Raw genomic sequence first — 15554 nt, 5'->3', positions numbered from 1 at the left:
GTATTTATCGTGCGGGCTCATTCAAAACACAGCGCACGGCGGGACAGTTGCAAGTCTAGGCAGAAAAACAGTTTGCCGGGGGATTGTGACGGCCAGTACGGGAAAAATCGCCAGTATTGTTAAACGCCTCAAAAGGGTGCGTTAGAGCCTTCCTGGGCCGGGGCGGGAACCGTCGTGACCGACACAAGGCGAAAGGTTTCAGCCTGCAACCGTAACGGGGGTCAGGAAACCATAAAAGCGAAATAATGGCTACTGGCCTGTTGGTCCGCATCAAACCCAGTGACGAGGGATTTAACCCCGGTGAGGACGTGAAATGGCCCGTCATGGCCTTGTGATGTCATTTATGGCTGAGCCAGAATCTCCCTGCCGGACTCTACTGGCCCCAGGAAGCCTGGAACGCTTTTCAACCCCACAAGGATTTACGGATGATCGATTTCAACAACAAAGGCTTCTTCAAGCTCAAGCAAAACGACGAGTATGCCGAACGTGTAACGGCCCTGCTGCTGGACGGCGAACAGGTCATCGACGCCTATAAATCCATGCGCGACGGCGTGGTCTTCACCAACAAACGCATTATTGCGGTGAACGTGCAAGGCATCACCGGCAGCAAAAAAGACTTCACCTCTCTGCCTTATAAAAACATCGTAGCCTACTCGGTAGAAACCTCCGGCACCTTCGATCTGGATTCGGAGCTGGAGATCTACTTTTCATCCCTGGGCAAGGTGAAGTTCGAATTCACCGGCAAGACGGGCATTGTCGAAATATCGAGACTGATCTCCAAGCACCTTTTGGCCTGATGCCAGAGGGCGCGAGCCTGCTCGCGAAGACGGCGGCACATTCAACATCACCGGCCCAGACAGATCGCTATCGCGAGCAGGCTCGCTCCCACAGTTTTTATCGGTGGTGTTCACGGATTTTGTGCCCGCCGCAATTCCCCTGTGGCCCGCTCCCACCGGGGGTTTTGTGTTGAACACATTATTCATGAACACCACAGATCTACTGTGGGAGCAAAGCTTGCTCGCGATGGCGTTGGTACATTCAACATTGATGCAAGCTGAGCCACCGCTTTCGCGAGCAGGCTCGCTCCCACAGTTTTGATTGGGGGGCACAGATTTTGTGTCCGCCGCAATTCCCCTGTGGCCCGCTCCCACCAGGGGTTTTGTGTTGAACACATTATTCATGAACACCACAGATCTACTGTGGGAGCAAAGCTTGCTCGCGATGGCGTTGGTACATTCAACATTGATGCAAGCTGAGCCACCGCTATCGCGAGCAAGCCCGCTCCCACAGTTTTGATTGGCGGTGTTCACGGATTTGTGCCCGCCACCAATCCCCTGTGGAAGCGAGCCTGCTCGCGATGATGGCGTCACATTCAGCATCACTGGCCCAGACCGACCGTGAAGTTCAGGGCTTCAGCGCCGGGCCCTTCAACTCGATCTGGTTGCCGTCCGGATCGAAGCAGTAGATCGACCAACCATTACCCTGCGCGCCATAGCGCATCTGCGCTTTCTCAACGCTCAGGCCGGCTGAGGCCAAATGAGCGAGGAGGGCTTGTTCATCGAACGGCTCGATGCGCAAGCAGAGGTGGTCGACATTGTGCCCTTGCTTGCCAGCCGCCGGCCCACCCTCGCGACCCAGCGGCCCGTCGACGGCAACCAGATCAATCATCGAAACACCGGTGCTGAGGTGGAGCATCCCAAGATCGTCCCGGCGCTTCTTGAGTTCGCAACCGAGCACCGAGGTGTAGAACGCGAGACTGCGATCGAGGTCCTTCACCCGCAGGACGATATGGTCAATACATTGAATCGTGAAGTTCTTCATAACAGGCCTCATGTGCTCAGTGGACGCTACGGGTTACTTCACCTTAGCTATTCATGCTGGAATGTCTTCTCAACACGAAGCCTTGCTCGCGAAGACGCCGGCACATCCACCACGAACGCGCGCTGTTTGGAACAGGAATACCGCACGCTATCAATGCTTCTGATGCCGTGCGAAAAACATGATTCAACCGAGGCTGAAGCTTCCTGGAAAATCTCGATCAAACGCTTGCCGTTTGCGTCGAGCCAATAGCCTTTTCCATCAAGCGCAAGGGCAGTTCTGGCCTATCTTGCCTGGGCCCTATATCAGTCCAGCCATGGTGACTATAAAACCGCGCCGCCCTCTGGTTCGTTTCGCTCACCGACAATCTCATCCGCTCGCAGCCCAGCCCTGCAAGAAAGTTGGTCGCGTAAGCGAGCAGCAACTTCCCAGCACCGCGTGATCGCCACTCAGGGGTGAGATAGAAAAAGTGGATGTAACCCACCGCAGGTTCTGTCTTCAGCAGCGACATCTCTATCTGCCCCACAATTCGTGTTTCATCCCAGGCATGGACAATGCTGCCAGGAACCTCGGCTGCCTTTTCTCGTAACGACTGAAGGTAACGCTGCTTGCCATCTGGGCTTTGAATCTGTTGTGCTGAACCGAACGCACAGAGCAGCATGTCTTCAAAGAAACCTACGCAAACATTGCCGTCTTGACTGAGGTTAACCGGACGAAAATTCAGCAGAGCGCCTGGCGCATTTTCTATAACCATTTGGTAAGCCTCTGCGCCTTACTTGAGCTGAATACGACTATCTTCAGGCAGGTCCGTGAGTTTATGCACCTTAATTGGACGTTCCGAAGTAACTATCATTGAGCAACCGATTGCTAGCGGACGTCAGAGTCATGAAAAAACAAGATCAGGAAAACCTCCTCAGAACCCTGAAAACCCGCTTCGACCAAAACCCCCAGCGCCATCCCAACATCCCCTGGGCCGACGTCCAAACCCGACTCGAAGCCAACCCCAACGCCCTCAAATCCCTCCAGGCCATGGAAGCCACCGGCGGCGAACCCGACGTCATCGACCAGAACAAAGAGTCCGGCCTCATCACTTTCTGCGATTGCGCCAAAGAAAGCCCGACCGGCCGCCGAAGCCTCTGCTACGACCGCGCCGCTCTGGACGCGCGCAAGGAAAACAAACCCAAGGGCAGCGCCGTCGAAATGGCCGAAGCGATGGGCATCGCCCTGCTGACGGAAGACCAATACCGCGCCCTGCAAACGCTCGGTGAGTTTGATGCCAAGACTTCCAGTTGGCTGGCGACGCCCCCTGAACTTCGCACGCTCGGCGGGGCGCTGTTCGGTGATTACCGTTATGAGCGAGTGTTCATCTACCACAATGGCGTGCAGTCGTATTACGCGGCCCGAGGGTTTCGGGGTTTGCTTTGTGTTTGATGGTTCATATGGACAAGCCCACGCCAAGGCTTTCCAGACGCCTGAACAATGTTCGACGCGATGACGGATGGGACAGCTCAGGGAGGGCGGCTCGGTAAGGTTTCGCTCAGAGCCCCCGGCCGTGGAATGCGCGGGGCGGGCTAACATGGTATTCAATCTCAATTGAGTATTAATCCTATTTGGATTCAGGATGAGTTTACGTATGATAGGCATTCTCAATAACGCCAATCACACGTGAGTCCCCATGTCCGCCTCCAACCTCTCCTGCGCACAAAACACTGCTGCCCCACGCCCGCCTTTGGCACTTCGGCCCCTGGCTCTTTCAGTGCACATGCTGGCGATCGGTATCGTCTTCTGCGGGCCCTCTGTACAGGCGGCGGAGCAGGTCGAGCAGGTCGAGTCGGAAAATTCTCTCACCCTGGCCCCTATCTCGATCACGGAGACTGCTCCCCGCGAGCGCAGTGCCGTCACCGAAGACACCCACTCGTACACCACTGACGCGGCGCGCACGGCCACGCCATTGAGCATGTCTTTGCGCGAAACCCCACAGTCGGTCAGTGTCGTTACCCAGCAGCGCATTCAAGACCAGGACCTGAAAACCATTCTCGACGTGGTCAATAACGCCACCGGGGTTTCGGTCAACCGCTACGAAACAAGCCGGGCGCAGTTCAACGCCCGGGGTTTTGAACTCAACTCGTTGATGATTGATGGCGTACCCACCATCTACGAGCAGCCATGGAGTTCAGGAGAAATTTTCAGCAGCCTGGCGATGTATGACCGGGTTGAAGTCGTGCGCGGTGCTAACGGTTTGATGACGGGGGCCGGCGATCCCTCCGCGTCCATCAATATGGTGCGCAAGCGCGCCAGCAGCACTGAGCTCAAGGGTTCGGTAGAACTGAGCGCCGGCACATGGGACACCTATGGCGTTGAGGCTGATGTGTCGAGCGCGTTGAACGAGGAAGGCACCATTCGCGCGCGTCTGGTCGGGGAGACCAACGAGGGCGATAGCTGGATGGACATGAACTCGACCCAGCGCCAAACCCTCTACGGCACCATGGACATCGACCTGACGCCGAACACCACGCTGTGGTTCGGTTTGAGCCGACAGGAAACCAAAGAGGATTCGCCGATGTGGGGCGGCCTGCCCGTCTGGTACGCCGACGGCAGCCGTACTCGCTGGAGCCGCTCGAAGACCACCTCCGCCGATTGGAGCAAGTGGGACACCACTTACGAAACCTACTTCATCAACCTCGACCACACCTTTGCCAACGACTGGCAAGTCAACCTCAGCTACAACCGCGGCGAACGCACTGGCGACTCCTCCCTGCTGTACCTTTCCGGCAATCCCGGCAGGGATGGCAGCTCCGGGATGAGTTCGTTCCCGGCGACCTACAAGACTGAAACCACCCAGGATGACTACAGCATTCGTTTCAATGGCCCGTTCTCGTTGCTGGGCCGTGAGCACGAGTTGGCCTTCGGTTACGTGGACAGCAAACAGAAGTTCGACGCCGATGCACTCAATGCGCAAACCGGTTTTGGCGGCGTGGCCAATTTCGATGCTTATAACGGCAACTTCCCCGAGCCGGTGTGGGGGCCACGGTCCGACTACGGCTACAGCGAAACCCGGCAAAAAGGCCTCTTCGCCGCCACCCGCTTGAACGTGACCGATGACTTGAAAGTGATTCTTGGCGCCCGTGAAAGCTGGTACGAAAAGACCAGTGATGACATCTATTCAGAAGTCAGCAAGATCGATGTTGATAACGAGCTAACGCCCTATGCCGGCATTGTTTATGACCTCACCGACAATATCTCGGCCTATGCCAGCTACACGGAAATTTTCCTGCCGCAGTCGGTGCGCGACAGCAGCGGCCAGACACTGGAGCCCATCGTGGGTGAAAGCAATGAAATGGGGCTCAAAGGTGAATTCTTCGAGGGCCGTTTGAACGCTTCCGCTGCGATTTTCCAGATCAAACAGGACAACCTGGGCCAGAGCACCGGCCAGTTGATCGACCCTTCGAACCCCGTCGGCGGTTATGCCTACGAAGCCAGCGAAGGCGCCACCAGCAAGGGCTTCGAGCTGGAAGTCTCCGGCGAACTGGCAACCGACTGGAACGCCTCGGTGGGCTACACCCAATTCACCGCCGAAGATGCTGATGGCAACGAAGTGAACACGCTGTACCCCACCAAGTTACTGCGTACCTTCACCACCTATCGCCTGCCAGGTGCCTTCAATAAACTGACCATCGGCGGCGGCGTTAACTGGCAAGACTCGATCTACACCTACGCCACCAATCCGGCCGGCAACCCCGAGAAGATCCAGCAAGATGCCTACGCCCTGGTCAACCTGATGGCGCGTTACGAAATCACCGACAACCTCTCGGCGCAGGTGAATGCCAACAACGTCACCGACGAAAAGTACTTCGATATCTTCGACGCCTACGGAGCCCTGACCTACGGCGCACCGCGCAGCCTCACCGCTTCGGCGAAGTACCGCTTCTAAGCAACCCATGGGCGCCATTGCCCACCGCTAAACCCAATGAACACGACACCGGCCATGCGCCGGTGTTGTGCTTTTTCGCCCGCCCTACACCGAACCCTCCCGCCGTACGGCACGCGAGAACACCCGAACTTGTGGCGAGGGGATTTATCCCCGCTGGGCTGCGCAGCAGCCCCAAACCATCCAACACAATGCACCAGGAAAATGGCGCCCGGGTTGGCCCTCGTCTACCGTTGACAGGAACCGTCACCCCCCTGGAGAAAGCCCCCATGTTCACCTTCCCCCGAGCACACCAGAGCAGAAGATGGGAAGGGCAAGGAGCCCTATTAGGTGGGGGAATTCCTTGGTATGGAGGGGAGGGCCTGGGCGTGTGCTTCGGTTTCAGTACGCTCTGGGCCAAGATCGGTGCGCCCTTTGACTGTTTCGCCACGTTGCGGGCCAGGAAGGAGGACGTCTCCCGGACGCAGGAGATGCTGAGCGAGTCAATGACGTTGGGCGAACTCGTGGCGATGGGCAGCACCGCCGATGCGGTCATCGGACGCGACTCGATCAAAGAGACGGCTTACGCTGATGGCGTTGCCAGCCACATCGTCCTCGACGTCCTCCAGAGGACTGGGGCACGCCACTTCATTATCTCGTTCTATTTCGTCGGTGGTCCGCAGGGCCGCGGTGCTCACGCCATCGCGGCGTCCTTCGATGAGGGCCAGACGGGCAGACTCTTTGACCCCAACTACGGTGTCGGTGCTTATCAATCGAGGACCCACCTGTGCAACGACCTGCATGCGCTACTGGCAAGCTACGTCCTTCCCGGTGGGCATGTGACCGAAAGCTACCTGTTGGAGTTTGATCACGAGGATGAATTCGGTGAGTTTCAAGGAGCCGCACTCCACTGATCGGAATCAAATTCACCTCACATCAGTGGCCGGGGAGTTCGGATCGATAGCAAACCGGCGAACTCCCCTGCACCTGCTTCTCCACCTCATCCTCAAGCCATTCGGCCAACACCACCGCGAACTATCGATTAAACCGTTCAACCAACGAATACTGAGTCTTGGCCGTCTGGGTCAATTCCTTGCTGAGCTCCGCCGAATGCCTTGCTTGCTCCGACGTTTGATCCGCCAGATTCGCGATGGTGTGGATGTTGCGGCTGATTTCCTCGGCAACCGCAGTTTGCTCTTCAGTCGCAGCGGCAATCTGGCTGGTCATGTCGGTAATGTGTGCGACGGCTTCACTGATGCCCACCAAGGCTTTGTCCGCTTCAAGCACCCGCGTCACGCCTTCTTCGGCCTGGCGATGCCCGCTCTCCATGGTCTTCACGGCGTTGTTGGACGAAGTCTGCAGCTTTGAAATCAGGCTATGGATTTGTGCGGTCGACTCCGTCGTGCGCTGGGCCAACTGACGGACTTCATCGGCGACTACGGCAAAACCTCGACCCATGTCTCCTGCGCGAGCGGCTTCAATGGCCGCGTTCAGTGCCAGCAGGTTGGTCTGATCGGCAATGCCTTTGATCACGTCCACCACTGTGCCGATTTCGTTGCTGTCCTTAGCCAATTGCGCGACTGTGAGCCCGGTTTCACCCACCACCGCCGAGAGGCGCTCAATAGCTTCGCGGGTGTCCCGAGCCACCTCGCGTCCACGCCCGGTAAGCACGTTGGCTTGCTGGGTAGCATCAGCGGTGCGTTGAACGTGGCTGGCGACTTCTTGTGTGGTGGCTGCCATCTGATTGACGGCGGTCGATACTTGCTCGGTCTCCACGCGTTGGCGTTCAAGTCCGCGGGAGCTGTCGACAGCAAGACTATCGGATCTGCCGGCGAGTTGGTTCAATTGTTCTGCCGTATCTTGCAGTCGAGTGAGGCAGGTCTTGAGCCGGGATGTCTGGCTAACGAATGCCGTTTCAAGACGCGCCTGAGGGCCGCGCTCATCGCTGTACATTTTCGCCAGCAACGCGTCGGAGGTTGAGGCTTCTGCCAATTCCAGCAGGCGCAACGCGCCTCGGTTTTGCCAATGCGACACAAACAGCCCGATTGGAACCGATGCTGCGACAGCGAGAATAATCGCTTCAGGAATACTCAGCAGCGCACCACCCAGCGTGCCCACTAAACTCATGACCAAAACCGGCAGCCAAGCGAGCAGGGCGGGTTGCCATCTGTCACTGCCTGGGACGGCTGATTTTCCGAGACTGATGCGCTTGTAGAGCATTTCGGCGCGACGGATCTGTTCGGCGGTTGGCTTCACTCTGACCGATTCGTAGCCAACGACCTGACTGCCTTCGAAAATCGGCGTGACGTAGGCATTGACCCAATAGTGATCGCCGTTTTTCGAGCGGTTCTTGACGATTCCCATCCACGGTTTGCCCTGCTTTAGCGCCCCCCACATATGGGCGAATACGGCAGAAGGTACATCGGGGTGACGAACGATATTTTGCGGCGCGCCGATGAGGTCCACCTTGTTGAAACCGCTTATCTCGACGAAAGCATCGTTACAGTAGGTGATGACGCCTCGTGCATCGGTTGTCGAGATAAGTTTTTGTTGAGGTCCGAGGGTCACCTCGCGCTGCGTAACGGGTTGGTTGTTTCTCATCAATAGCGCTCCTTTGCCCTAAGCCAGAGGCATCGGCCGCAATGAGAGAAAGCTGAGCGAGTAATGCTTATAGAACCTGTCGCGCGTCGGAAAAATGGCTTCCCTGCGCGATGTACTGCACCCGGAAAATGCCGCCGAGCAGCTCACATCAATGGCCGGGGAATTCGGATCGATAGCAAACTGGCGAACTGCCCTGCGCCCGTTTCTCCACCTCATCCTCCAGCCATTCAGCAATCGGGAGTTCGTCCTTGCGACAATTACGCGGCCAGATCCTACGTTCAAAGCCCCTGTCGGTCAGATCCGTGGCATCGCGGCCGCAAATGTGTCGGGCTTGACAGGTCTGGGATACTCAAAGCAGTACCGCGGTTAACGCGATGCATCTATCACGACTCAAGGTGCCCTATGCGCAATGAAGAACTCAAGATAGTGTTCGACCAGCAAGCTGTCAGCTACGACAAGCAATGGGAAAGGATGGCGCCGATTCGCGCCGCCCTCTATTTGCTGCTCGAATCTCAGTTCAGCGGTCTGCCGGAAAATGCCCGGATACTCTGCGTCGGCGTTGGCACGGGGGCGGAACTTGCCCATCTGGCAGAGCGCTTCCCCGGCTGGCATTTCACTGCTGTCGACCCTTCGGGCGCAATGCTTGACGTCTGTCGACAGAGGGCCGTTCAGAAGGGCTTTCTCGCGCGCTGCCATTTTCACGAAGGTTACCTTGACACGCTCGCCGCCGAGGCCCGCTACGACGCGGCTACCTGTTTTCTGGTCTCCCAATTCTTGTTAGAAGGCGGCGCCCGCACCACGTTCTTTCGCGAGATTGCCCAGCGCCTTAAACCCCACGGAATATTGGCGAACGCCGACCTCGCCTCTGATACCGAATCGCCGGCCTATGAGGTGCTGTTACGCAGTTGGATGACCTTGATGTCCTCCGATGGTCTTCAGCCGGAAGTGCTGGAGCGAGCGCGTACTGCCTACGCCAGCAATGTTGCGATCCTGCCTGTGCAACAGGTCGCGGGCCTTATTAAGGCCGCCGGGTTTGACGCCCCTGTGCAGTTCTTTCAGGCGGGGTTAATGCACGGATGGTTCTGTACGCGGCAAGCAGATCTAAAGTGAGTTATTTTGCTTTAACGCCACTCGCCGACCACTCATGAAGCACAGTGTGCCGCCCAGCGCGGTCAACAAGCTCAAGGCATAGAACATCGTTGGCGCTTGGGTGTGCATGAGCAGGAAGCCGCAGATCACCGGGCTCAACGCGCCGCCCAGGGCCGCGAGGTTTTGCGCGCCGTAGTAGCTGCCGCGCAGTTCTTCCGGAGCCAGGGTGTCAACGAAGAGGAACTCGGCAGGGTAAATGATCATCTCGCCGAGGGTGAAAATGAACATCGCCACGCACCAGGACACCAGGCTGTCGGCCAGGCTAAAGCCGATCAAACCGAGGATGAAAAGGCTGGTGCCACCGGCGATCCAGTAACGTAGCTGTTCGCGCTTGAGAAAGCGGCCTATCTGGTATTGCAGCAGGATCACCGCAATCGCATTGCAGGCGAGCAGGGCGGCCATGGTTTGCAGCGCGCGCTGGGAGTCCTCGACCACCAGCAGGTATTGCGACAGGTACAGGGTAAAACGCCCATGGACCACGGTACTGAGCAGGCAGCCGCAGGTGAACATGATCAGCGTGCGGTCGTTTTTCAGGGTCACCAGGGTCTTCAGAAAACTCTGTGGCTGGCCGATCGCGGGGGCCGGGGCCGAGTCGCTGGGAATGCCGCTCATCAGGAAGATGCTGCCGAAAGCGATGGCGCCGGCAATCAGGAACGGCGCAATCGGGTACACCCCGGCAATCACCACGCCGAGCATCGGGCCGATGGCGTAGCCGATATTGGTAAGGGTGTAGCGCAGGGAAAACGCCTTGGCCCGCTGGCCCACGGGCAGGTTCTCGCTGAGGATCGCCTTGGAACCGATCAGGAACAGGGCCGACGCGGTTTCGGTGATCACCAGGGTCAGGGTAGTCAGGTAGAGGTTCTGGGCGAAGGTCAGCAGTACGAATCCGATGGCGCTGGAGAGCATGGTCAGGATCAGCAACCGGCGTTTCTCCAGGCGATCGATGATGTAGCCGCCGTAGAGCGCGAGCAGGGTGGCGATGAACACCGCGATGCCCAGCAACAAACCGACGTCCTGTTGGTTGAGACCGAGTTTGTTGCTCAGGAACAGGGTGAGCAACGGGCTGGTAATGGCGCGGCTGACGACGATGGTCAGTGAAGCGATCATCAGGCGGCGGATGACGAGCGAGTAAGTGGCCACGGTGGGGCAGATATCCTTATTCCATTTTTAGTGTGTGTTTGCGCCGAGGTACTGCCATCGCGAGCAGGCAATAAAAGTTTCAACCCAACCACTGCTCGAGCAGTCCAACCGACTCCAGCGTTTCCAGCCGCGCCAATTGCCCCCGCAACGCCTCAGCCTGCACCCGCGGCATCACTCGCTCCGCCAGGCTGAAAAATTTCTGCTCCAGCGCCGCATCGCTCAACGGATTGGCTGGCGCACCCAAGGGCGGATCGACGCACAGCCGCGCCTGCCGACCGTCCACGGTCCGCACGCAGACCACAGGTTCGCCATCCTCTGACCGTAGCGGGTCCACTTCAAGGCGAATGCGCGACAGCCAGCGGTCAATCCGCGGGTCGCGGCGCGCGGTCTCATCATAGGCTTCAAGTCCGCAATGGCCGTGCACCAGCCGCGCCGCCAAGGCGTAAGGCAGGCTCATCTGCGCCGCCGGCAGCGTGCTGACATCCTGGCCACCGCACATGTCCTGCAGAAACCCGCACAACGACACCTGAATGTCTTCTACCTGATCGGCGCCGACTTGCAACTGATCCAGCAGCAACCCCAGCGCATCGATGGCCGAATGGGTGCCACGGCACGAGGCATAGGGCTTGATCGAGCAGCGTGCGAGTTTCCACACCGATCCGAGATCCGCGTCCAGCGCTTGCGGTTCTGCCGTCTGCCCGGCCAGGGTCTTGAGAAAACCGCCCCAGACGTCATCGAACAGCCTGGTCGGCCCGGTGATGCCCTGCTGGGCAAACCGCGCGGCCAGCAATCCTCCTTCAGCCGCACGGCCGCTGTGCAGCTTCTTGCTTTGCGAACCGTCATGGATGAATGCCCACAGGCCCCCACTGAAACTGCCGGCAATGCCAAGCGCAGCGAGCGTTTGCCCGGCGTCCAGTCGCAGGATGCGCGCACTGGCGGCTGCCGCGCCGAACACCCCGCAGGTTGCAGTGGAATGCCACCCCGCGCCGTTGTGCGCCGAATAGCCGCCGCAGGCTTCGAGCACCCGGCGACCGACTTCATAGCCAAGCACCACGGCCGTGATCAGCTCACGACCGTTGACCGTTCCGGGTGCCATCGACACCGCGGCCATCGCCGCCGGCAGGACCACCGCCCCGGAGTGGTCGCAGCCACCGGTGTCGTCCAGTTCCAGCGCATGCGCGGCGACACCGTTGAGCATCGCCGTCTGGGCGGCGCCGAGTCGCAGGTTGGTGCCCCAGACCAGGTTGCTGCCGGTTTCACCCTCGAAGACCTGACGTGCCTGCCGTGCGACGTCGCTGTCCGCGCCGGCCAATGCCGCCCCGAACGTATCGAGGATGTGCCGCTTGGCTTGCGCCACCAGTGCCGCTGGCAAGTCTTCGAAGCGGGTGTCGACGCAGAACTGCGCCAGTCGCTGCAGGCGCTCGGTCATAGCAGGTAGTCCCGATAGTGCCGCTCGTACACCGAGGCGGGGTGATCGCTGGCCGTTGGCAGCGCCGAGTCCGCCCACCATTGGGCGACTTCGCAACCTTGGGCGATCCATACATCATCGTGCTGCTGGATGCCCTGCAGCAGCTCGCGCAACACGCCGATCCGCCCGGGCGTGCCGATGATCTCGGGATGCAGGCGCAGCAGGTAACACAGGCCAAAGCGGTGAAACCCGGCGAAGTCCATTTGCAGATTGCCCAGCGTGTGACTGTAGGAAGCGATCCGCGATTGCGCAGGCGGCACCGCCGGGCTCAGGTTGAAGGCGAAGTAGGGCTCGTCCTCCAGTTCATAGTGCAACGGCAGTTCGATAATCCCGGGTGCCGTGGGGTGAGCGAAAGGCAAATCATCGCCACGCCATGACGACGACCAGCTTATACCGTGTTCGCCCAAGGCCTCGATGAACCCCGGTGCGCCATTGCCGGCGGGGATGCGAAAACCGCTGGGGCGCTGGCCGGTCAGCGCCTGCAACGCTGCACACCCTCGGGCGACTTCGTCACGCTGCTGCGCCAGATCGAGGGTGTCGTAGTTGCAGTGGCGATAACCGGCGCAGGCAATCTCGTGCCCGCCTGCTTGAATCGCCTGGATGTGCTGCGGGTTTTCTTCGGCAACGATGCCGGGAATGAACCAACTGCTGCACACCTTCAGTTCGTCGAACAGCCCCAACAGGCGCTCGACACCCCGTTGTGTGCCGTAGCGCCACACGGAGAGGGTCTTGTCGCGTCCGGCGACTTCCGGGGCCTGGGTGAGAATGCCGTGGATGTCGTTGTAGTCGACCGTCAACACGACAGCGCAGCGGTAGCCCTGGGGCCAGAAAACCGAATCAGCCATGGTGATGCTCCTTGAGCCACCACTGCGCGACATCGCGGCAAGTGGCAAACCACACGTCGTTGCGCTGGCGCATGTGTTCGAAGAGTTTTTCCAGCAGCAGGATGCGTCCCGGCTTGCCGGTGATCTTGGGATGGAACAGGGTGGTCAGGCACAGGCCTTCATTCATGGCGCCGTCGTATTCGCGACACCAGTTGTCCAGGGTCAGCTCATAACTGGCGGTGCGATCCAGCCCTGACGGAAAATCCGGCGCACGGGTATAGGCCAGTGAGGCGTAGTCATCCATTTCCCAGCGACCGGGGATCTCCACCAGGGGCGTGTCGAAACCCGGCACCTTCACCAGGTACGGGCGGTCATCGCCACGCATGCTGCTGGAATAGGTCACGCCGGCCTCGACCAGCATCGCCGGGGTCTCGGCGCGCCAGTCGCCGGAGGGGGTGCGAAAGCCTTCGGCGCGGATGTTCAGGTGGTTCCAGAACACCTCGCGGCAGCGCTTCATCACGTCCTTCTGCTGTTGCAGCGTCAGGGCGTAAAAGGATTCATGTTTGTAGCCGTGGTACGCCACCTCATGCCCGCGCTCGACAATCGCCTGGCACTGCTTCGGCCAGTTCTCCACGACCCAGGCCGGGACGAAGAAAGTGGTCGGGATGCGGAAGGCGTCGAGCAGATCGAGCAGTCGCGGCAGCGCCCGGTAAGGGCCATAGCCACCGAAACCGAAGTACTCGGGCTTGTGCCAGATCGAGCCGTTGAGCATGGCATCGCCGGTGGGGCCGTCGAGGTCGAAGGCCAGGGCGAGGCAGGCTTTGTATTTGTCAGGCCAGGTGGGTAAGGAGGGCATCGGTGGTGCTCCATTGTTTATCTGCAAACACCAGACCCTTGTGGGAGCGGGCTTGCTCGCGAAGGCGTCAAGTCAGGCAACATTGACGTTGAATGACACACTGCATTCGCGAGCAAGCCCGCTCCCACATTGGACTCAGGTTGCCTGCGCGTTTACTTCCCGGCGTTAATGGTCGCCGTCTTGATCGCGCCCAGCTCCAGCTCCCATTTCTTCAGGATCGTCTGGTAACTACCGTCGTCGATCATGCTCTGCAGCGCGACTTTCACCGCTTCGCTGAGCTCCGGTTTTTTCTTGCTGACGCCCAGGCCGGTGAACTGCGACGAGATCGGCAGGCCCACGGTCTTGTACATGTCCTTTTCCTGGGTCTTGAGGTACGGCAGGGTTTCGCTGCCTTGCATCGCCGCGTCAATACGGCTCTGGCGCAGTTGCGCACGGGCGTCGGCGGAACCTTCGGTGCCCACCACGTTGATCGCCGGTTTACCCGCTGCTTCGCAGTTGGCCTTGCTCCACTCGGCGATTTCCGATGGGAAGGTGGTGCGGCGGCTGGTGCCGACTTTCTTGCCGCACAGGTCGACGATCTCGTTGGTGTCTTTGTTCTTTTGCAGGGTGTAGAACTGCGGACCGCTGGTGAAGTAGTCGACGAAGGTCACGCTGGCCTGACGTTCGGCGGTGTCGGTCATGCCTGACAGCACCATGTCGACGCGGTCGGTGGTGAGCGCGTTGATCATTTGCTCGAAGCCCGTTTCCTGCCATTTGATCTTGATGCCCAAGCGTTCGGCCAAGGCGTTGCCCAGGTCATAGTCCAGGCCGGTCAACTGGTTGGTGGCCGGGTCCTTGAAATCCATCGGCGGATAGTTCGGCATGATCGCGACGACGATCTCGCCCTTCTCCTTGATGCTGGCCGGCAGTTCGGCGGCGAAGCTGAAGCTGGAGGCCATCAAGCCTGCGAGTACTGCTGGGATTACGAAGTTCTTCATGGTCGTTCTCTTTTGAGTGTTGTGAGCGCCAACGGGCGCTTAGGTTCGAACGGCAGAAATGAAGCTTTGGGTGCGAGGGTTTTGCGGACTTATTAGTATTTCTTCGGGGCTTCCAGCCTCCACGATCTGCCCGCCGTCCATGAACACCATGCGGTTGGAAACCTCGCGAGCGAAGCCCAGTTCATGGGTGACGACGATCATGGTCATGCCGGTCTGCGCTAGATCGCGCATCACCGACAGCACCTCACCGACCAGTTCCGGGTCGAGTGCCGAAGTGGGTTCATCGAACAGCATCAGCTTGGGGCGCATGGCCAATGCACGCGCAATGGCGACGCGTTGCTGCTGGCCACCCGAAAGCTCGATCGGGTAGCTGTTGCGCTTGTCGGTCAGGCCGACGCGGGCGAGCAACTCCAGGGCTTCTTCATTCGCCTCTTTGGGCGAACGCTTGAGCACCTGGCACGGCCCTTCGATGATGTTTTGCAGCACAGTCATGTGCGGAAACAGGTTGAAACGCTGGAACACCATGCCGGTGGACAGACGTTGACGGGCGATCTGGGACTCGTTGAGTTCGTGCAGTTTGTTGCCGACGATGCGGTAACCCACCAGTTCGCCATCGACCCACAGGCCGCCCTTGTCGATCTTTTCCAGTTGGTTGACGCAACGCAACAAGGTGCTTTTACCGGAGCCGGACGGGCCGATGATGCACAGCACTTCACCTTGGTCGACTTCGATATTGATGTCTTTGAGCGCGTGGAACTGGTCGTAATACTTGTTCAGACTCACGGCCTTGACGATGCTTCTCATGGGGGGCTCC

General features: G+C 59.2%; 14 protein-coding genes and 1 pseudogene. 5 read left to right on the top strand and 10 right to left on the bottom strand.

Translation table 11 applies throughout. The annotated features are described in order from the left end of the window. Positions 1–425 precede the first annotated feature (425 nt). Complete coding sequence (locus PSH57_RS23860) at positions 426–797, top strand: PH domain-containing protein (protein WP_256230912.1); 372 nt, start codon at positions 426–428, stop codon at positions 795–797. Between the two features lie 607 nt (positions 798–1404). Here PSH57_RS23860 and PSH57_RS23855 read toward each other — a convergent pair. Together PSH57_RS23855 and PSH57_RS23850 are read right to left on the bottom strand one after the other, a co-directional pair. Next, on the bottom strand, positions 1405–1821 hold the full coding sequence (locus PSH57_RS23855) for a VOC family protein (RefSeq protein WP_305385849.1): 417 nt from the start codon (positions 1819–1821) through the stop codon (positions 1405–1407). Positions 1822–2038: 217 nt separating this feature from the next. Next, positions 2039–2572, bottom strand: a complete 534-nt coding sequence (locus PSH57_RS23850) for a GNAT family N-acetyltransferase (protein WP_305385848.1) — start codon at positions 2570–2572, stop codon at positions 2039–2041. 131 nt (positions 2573–2703) lie between these two features. On the opposite strand from PSH57_RS23850, the gene PSH57_RS23845 reads away from it, so the two are divergent. The 3 genes from PSH57_RS23845 to PSH57_RS23835 all read left to right on the top strand — a co-directional run bounded on the left by PSH57_RS23845 (position 2704) and on the right by PSH57_RS23835 (position 6639). Further along, on the top strand, positions 2704–3249 hold the full coding sequence (locus PSH57_RS23845) for a DUF4256 domain-containing protein (protein WP_305385847.1): 546 nt from the start codon (positions 2704–2706) through the stop codon (positions 3247–3249). A 331-nt stretch (positions 3250–3580) separates the two neighbouring features. Then, complete coding sequence (locus PSH57_RS23840; protein WP_305390465.1) at positions 3581–5749, top strand: TonB-dependent siderophore receptor; 2169 nt, start codon at positions 3581–3583, stop codon at positions 5747–5749. Between the two features lie 266 nt (positions 5750–6015). Beyond that, positions 6016–6639 carry a YopT-type cysteine protease domain-containing protein gene (locus tag PSH57_RS23835; RefSeq protein ID WP_305385846.1) on the top strand — a complete coding sequence of 208 codons (624 nt, stop codon included), beginning with the start codon at positions 6016–6018 and terminating at the stop codon, positions 6637–6639. A gap of 121 nt (positions 6640–6760) precedes the next feature. Here the strand turns inward: PSH57_RS23835 and PSH57_RS23830 are convergent, their stop codons facing one another. Together PSH57_RS23830 and PSH57_RS29415 are read right to left on the bottom strand one after the other, a co-directional pair. After that, a complete protein-coding gene (locus PSH57_RS23830) occupies positions 6761–7852 on the bottom strand; it encodes a methyl-accepting chemotaxis protein (protein ID WP_422766112.1) in 1092 nt (363 codons plus the stop codon). Between the two features lie 201 nt (positions 7853–8053). Then, positions 8054–8326, bottom strand: a pseudogene (locus PSH57_RS29415) (PAS domain-containing protein); the annotation flags it as partial. 402 nt (positions 8327–8728) lie between these two features. On the opposite strand from PSH57_RS29415, the gene PSH57_RS23825 reads away from it, so the two are divergent. Further along, on the top strand, positions 8729–9436 hold the full coding sequence (locus tag PSH57_RS23825; RefSeq protein WP_305385844.1) for a class I SAM-dependent methyltransferase: 708 nt from the start codon (positions 8729–8731) through the stop codon (positions 9434–9436). On the opposite strand, the gene PSH57_RS23820 is transcribed toward PSH57_RS23825, so the two are convergent. From PSH57_RS23820 to PSH57_RS23795, 6 genes are all read right to left on the bottom strand, one after another. Then, the gene (locus PSH57_RS23820; RefSeq protein ID WP_305385843.1) at positions 9428–10615 is read right to left on the bottom strand and encodes an MFS transporter; all 1188 of its coding nucleotides are present in this window, start codon (positions 10613–10615) and stop codon (positions 9428–9430) included. The two genes, PSH57_RS23825 and PSH57_RS23820, sit on opposite strands and share 9 nt — an antisense overlap. A 79-nt stretch (positions 10616–10694) precedes the next feature. Continuing rightward, positions 10695–12044: an MmgE/PrpD family protein gene (locus tag PSH57_RS23815; RefSeq protein ID WP_305385842.1), complete on the bottom strand. Its 1350-nt coding sequence runs from the start codon at positions 12042–12044 to the stop codon at positions 10695–10697. After that, positions 12041–12928, bottom strand: coding sequence for a polysaccharide deacetylase family protein (locus PSH57_RS23810; RefSeq protein ID WP_305385841.1), 888 nt, complete (start codon positions 12926–12928; stop codon positions 12041–12043). Before PSH57_RS23810 ends, PSH57_RS23815 begins: the two co-directional genes overlap by 4 nt. After that, the gene (locus PSH57_RS23805; protein WP_305385840.1) at positions 12921–13763 is read right to left on the bottom strand and encodes a polysaccharide deacetylase family protein; all 843 of its coding nucleotides are present in this window, start codon (positions 13761–13763) and stop codon (positions 12921–12923) included. Before PSH57_RS23805 ends, PSH57_RS23810 begins: the two co-directional genes overlap by 8 nt. A 152-nt stretch (positions 13764–13915) precedes the next feature. Further along, positions 13916–14740, bottom strand: a complete 825-nt coding sequence (locus PSH57_RS23800; RefSeq protein WP_305385839.1) for an ABC transporter substrate-binding protein — start codon at positions 14738–14740, stop codon at positions 13916–13918. A gap of 39 nt (positions 14741–14779) precedes the next feature. Next, a complete protein-coding gene (locus PSH57_RS23795; protein ID WP_256230900.1) occupies positions 14780–15544 on the bottom strand; it encodes an amino acid ABC transporter ATP-binding protein in 765 nt (254 codons plus the stop codon). Positions 15545–15554 lie beyond the last annotated feature (10 nt).

This window comes from Pseudomonas hefeiensis, from assembly GCF_030687835.1.
Classification (GTDB): Bacteria; Pseudomonadota; Gammaproteobacteria; order Pseudomonadales; family Pseudomonadaceae; genus Aquipseudomonas; species Aquipseudomonas hefeiensis.
This window is presented reverse-complemented; position numbering and strand designations above follow the sequence as displayed.

Bases quoted from the DNA above. Each gene is read 5' to 3' on its own strand.
- PSH57_RS23860 (WP_256230912.1), top strand. From the start codon at position 426: ATGATCGATTTCAACAACAAAGGCTTCTTCAAGCTCAAGCAAAACGAC.
- PSH57_RS23855 (WP_305385849.1), bottom strand. From the start codon at position 1,821: ATGAAGAACTTCACGATTCAATGTATTGACCATATCGTCCTGCGGGTG.
- PSH57_RS23850 (WP_305385848.1), bottom strand. From the start codon at position 2,572: ATGGTTATAGAAAATGCGCCAGGCGCTCTGCTGAATTTTCGTCCGGTT.
- PSH57_RS23845 (WP_305385847.1), top strand. From the start codon at position 2,704: ATGAAAAAACAAGATCAGGAAAACCTCCTCAGAACCCTGAAAACCCGC.
- PSH57_RS23840 (WP_305390465.1), top strand. From the start codon at position 3,581: ATGCTGGCGATCGGTATCGTCTTCTGCGGGCCCTCTGTACAGGCGGCG.
- PSH57_RS23835 (WP_305385846.1), top strand. From the start codon at position 6,016: ATGTTCACCTTCCCCCGAGCACACCAGAGCAGAAGATGGGAAGGGCAA.
- PSH57_RS23830 (WP_422766112.1), bottom strand. From the start codon at position 7,852: ATGAGTTTAGTGGGCACGCTGGGTGGTGCGCTGCTGAGTATTCCTGAA.
- PSH57_RS23825 (WP_305385844.1), top strand. From the start codon at position 8,729: ATGCGCAATGAAGAACTCAAGATAGTGTTCGACCAGCAAGCTGTCAGC.
- PSH57_RS23815 (WP_305385842.1), bottom strand. From the start codon at position 12,044: ATGACCGAGCGCCTGCAGCGACTGGCGCAGTTCTGCGTCGACACCCGC.
- PSH57_RS23810 (WP_305385841.1), bottom strand. From the start codon at position 12,928: ATGGCTGATTCGGTTTTCTGGCCCCAGGGCTACCGCTGCGCTGTCGTG.
- PSH57_RS23805 (WP_305385840.1), bottom strand. From the start codon at position 13,763: ATGCCCTCCTTACCCACCTGGCCTGACAAATACAAAGCCTGCCTCGCC.
- PSH57_RS23800 (WP_305385839.1), bottom strand. From the start codon at position 14,740: ATGAAGAACTTCGTAATCCCAGCAGTACTCGCAGGCTTGATGGCCTCC.
- PSH57_RS23795 (WP_256230900.1), bottom strand. From the start codon at position 15,544: ATGAGAAGCATCGTCAAGGCCGTGAGTCTGAACAAGTATTACGACCAG.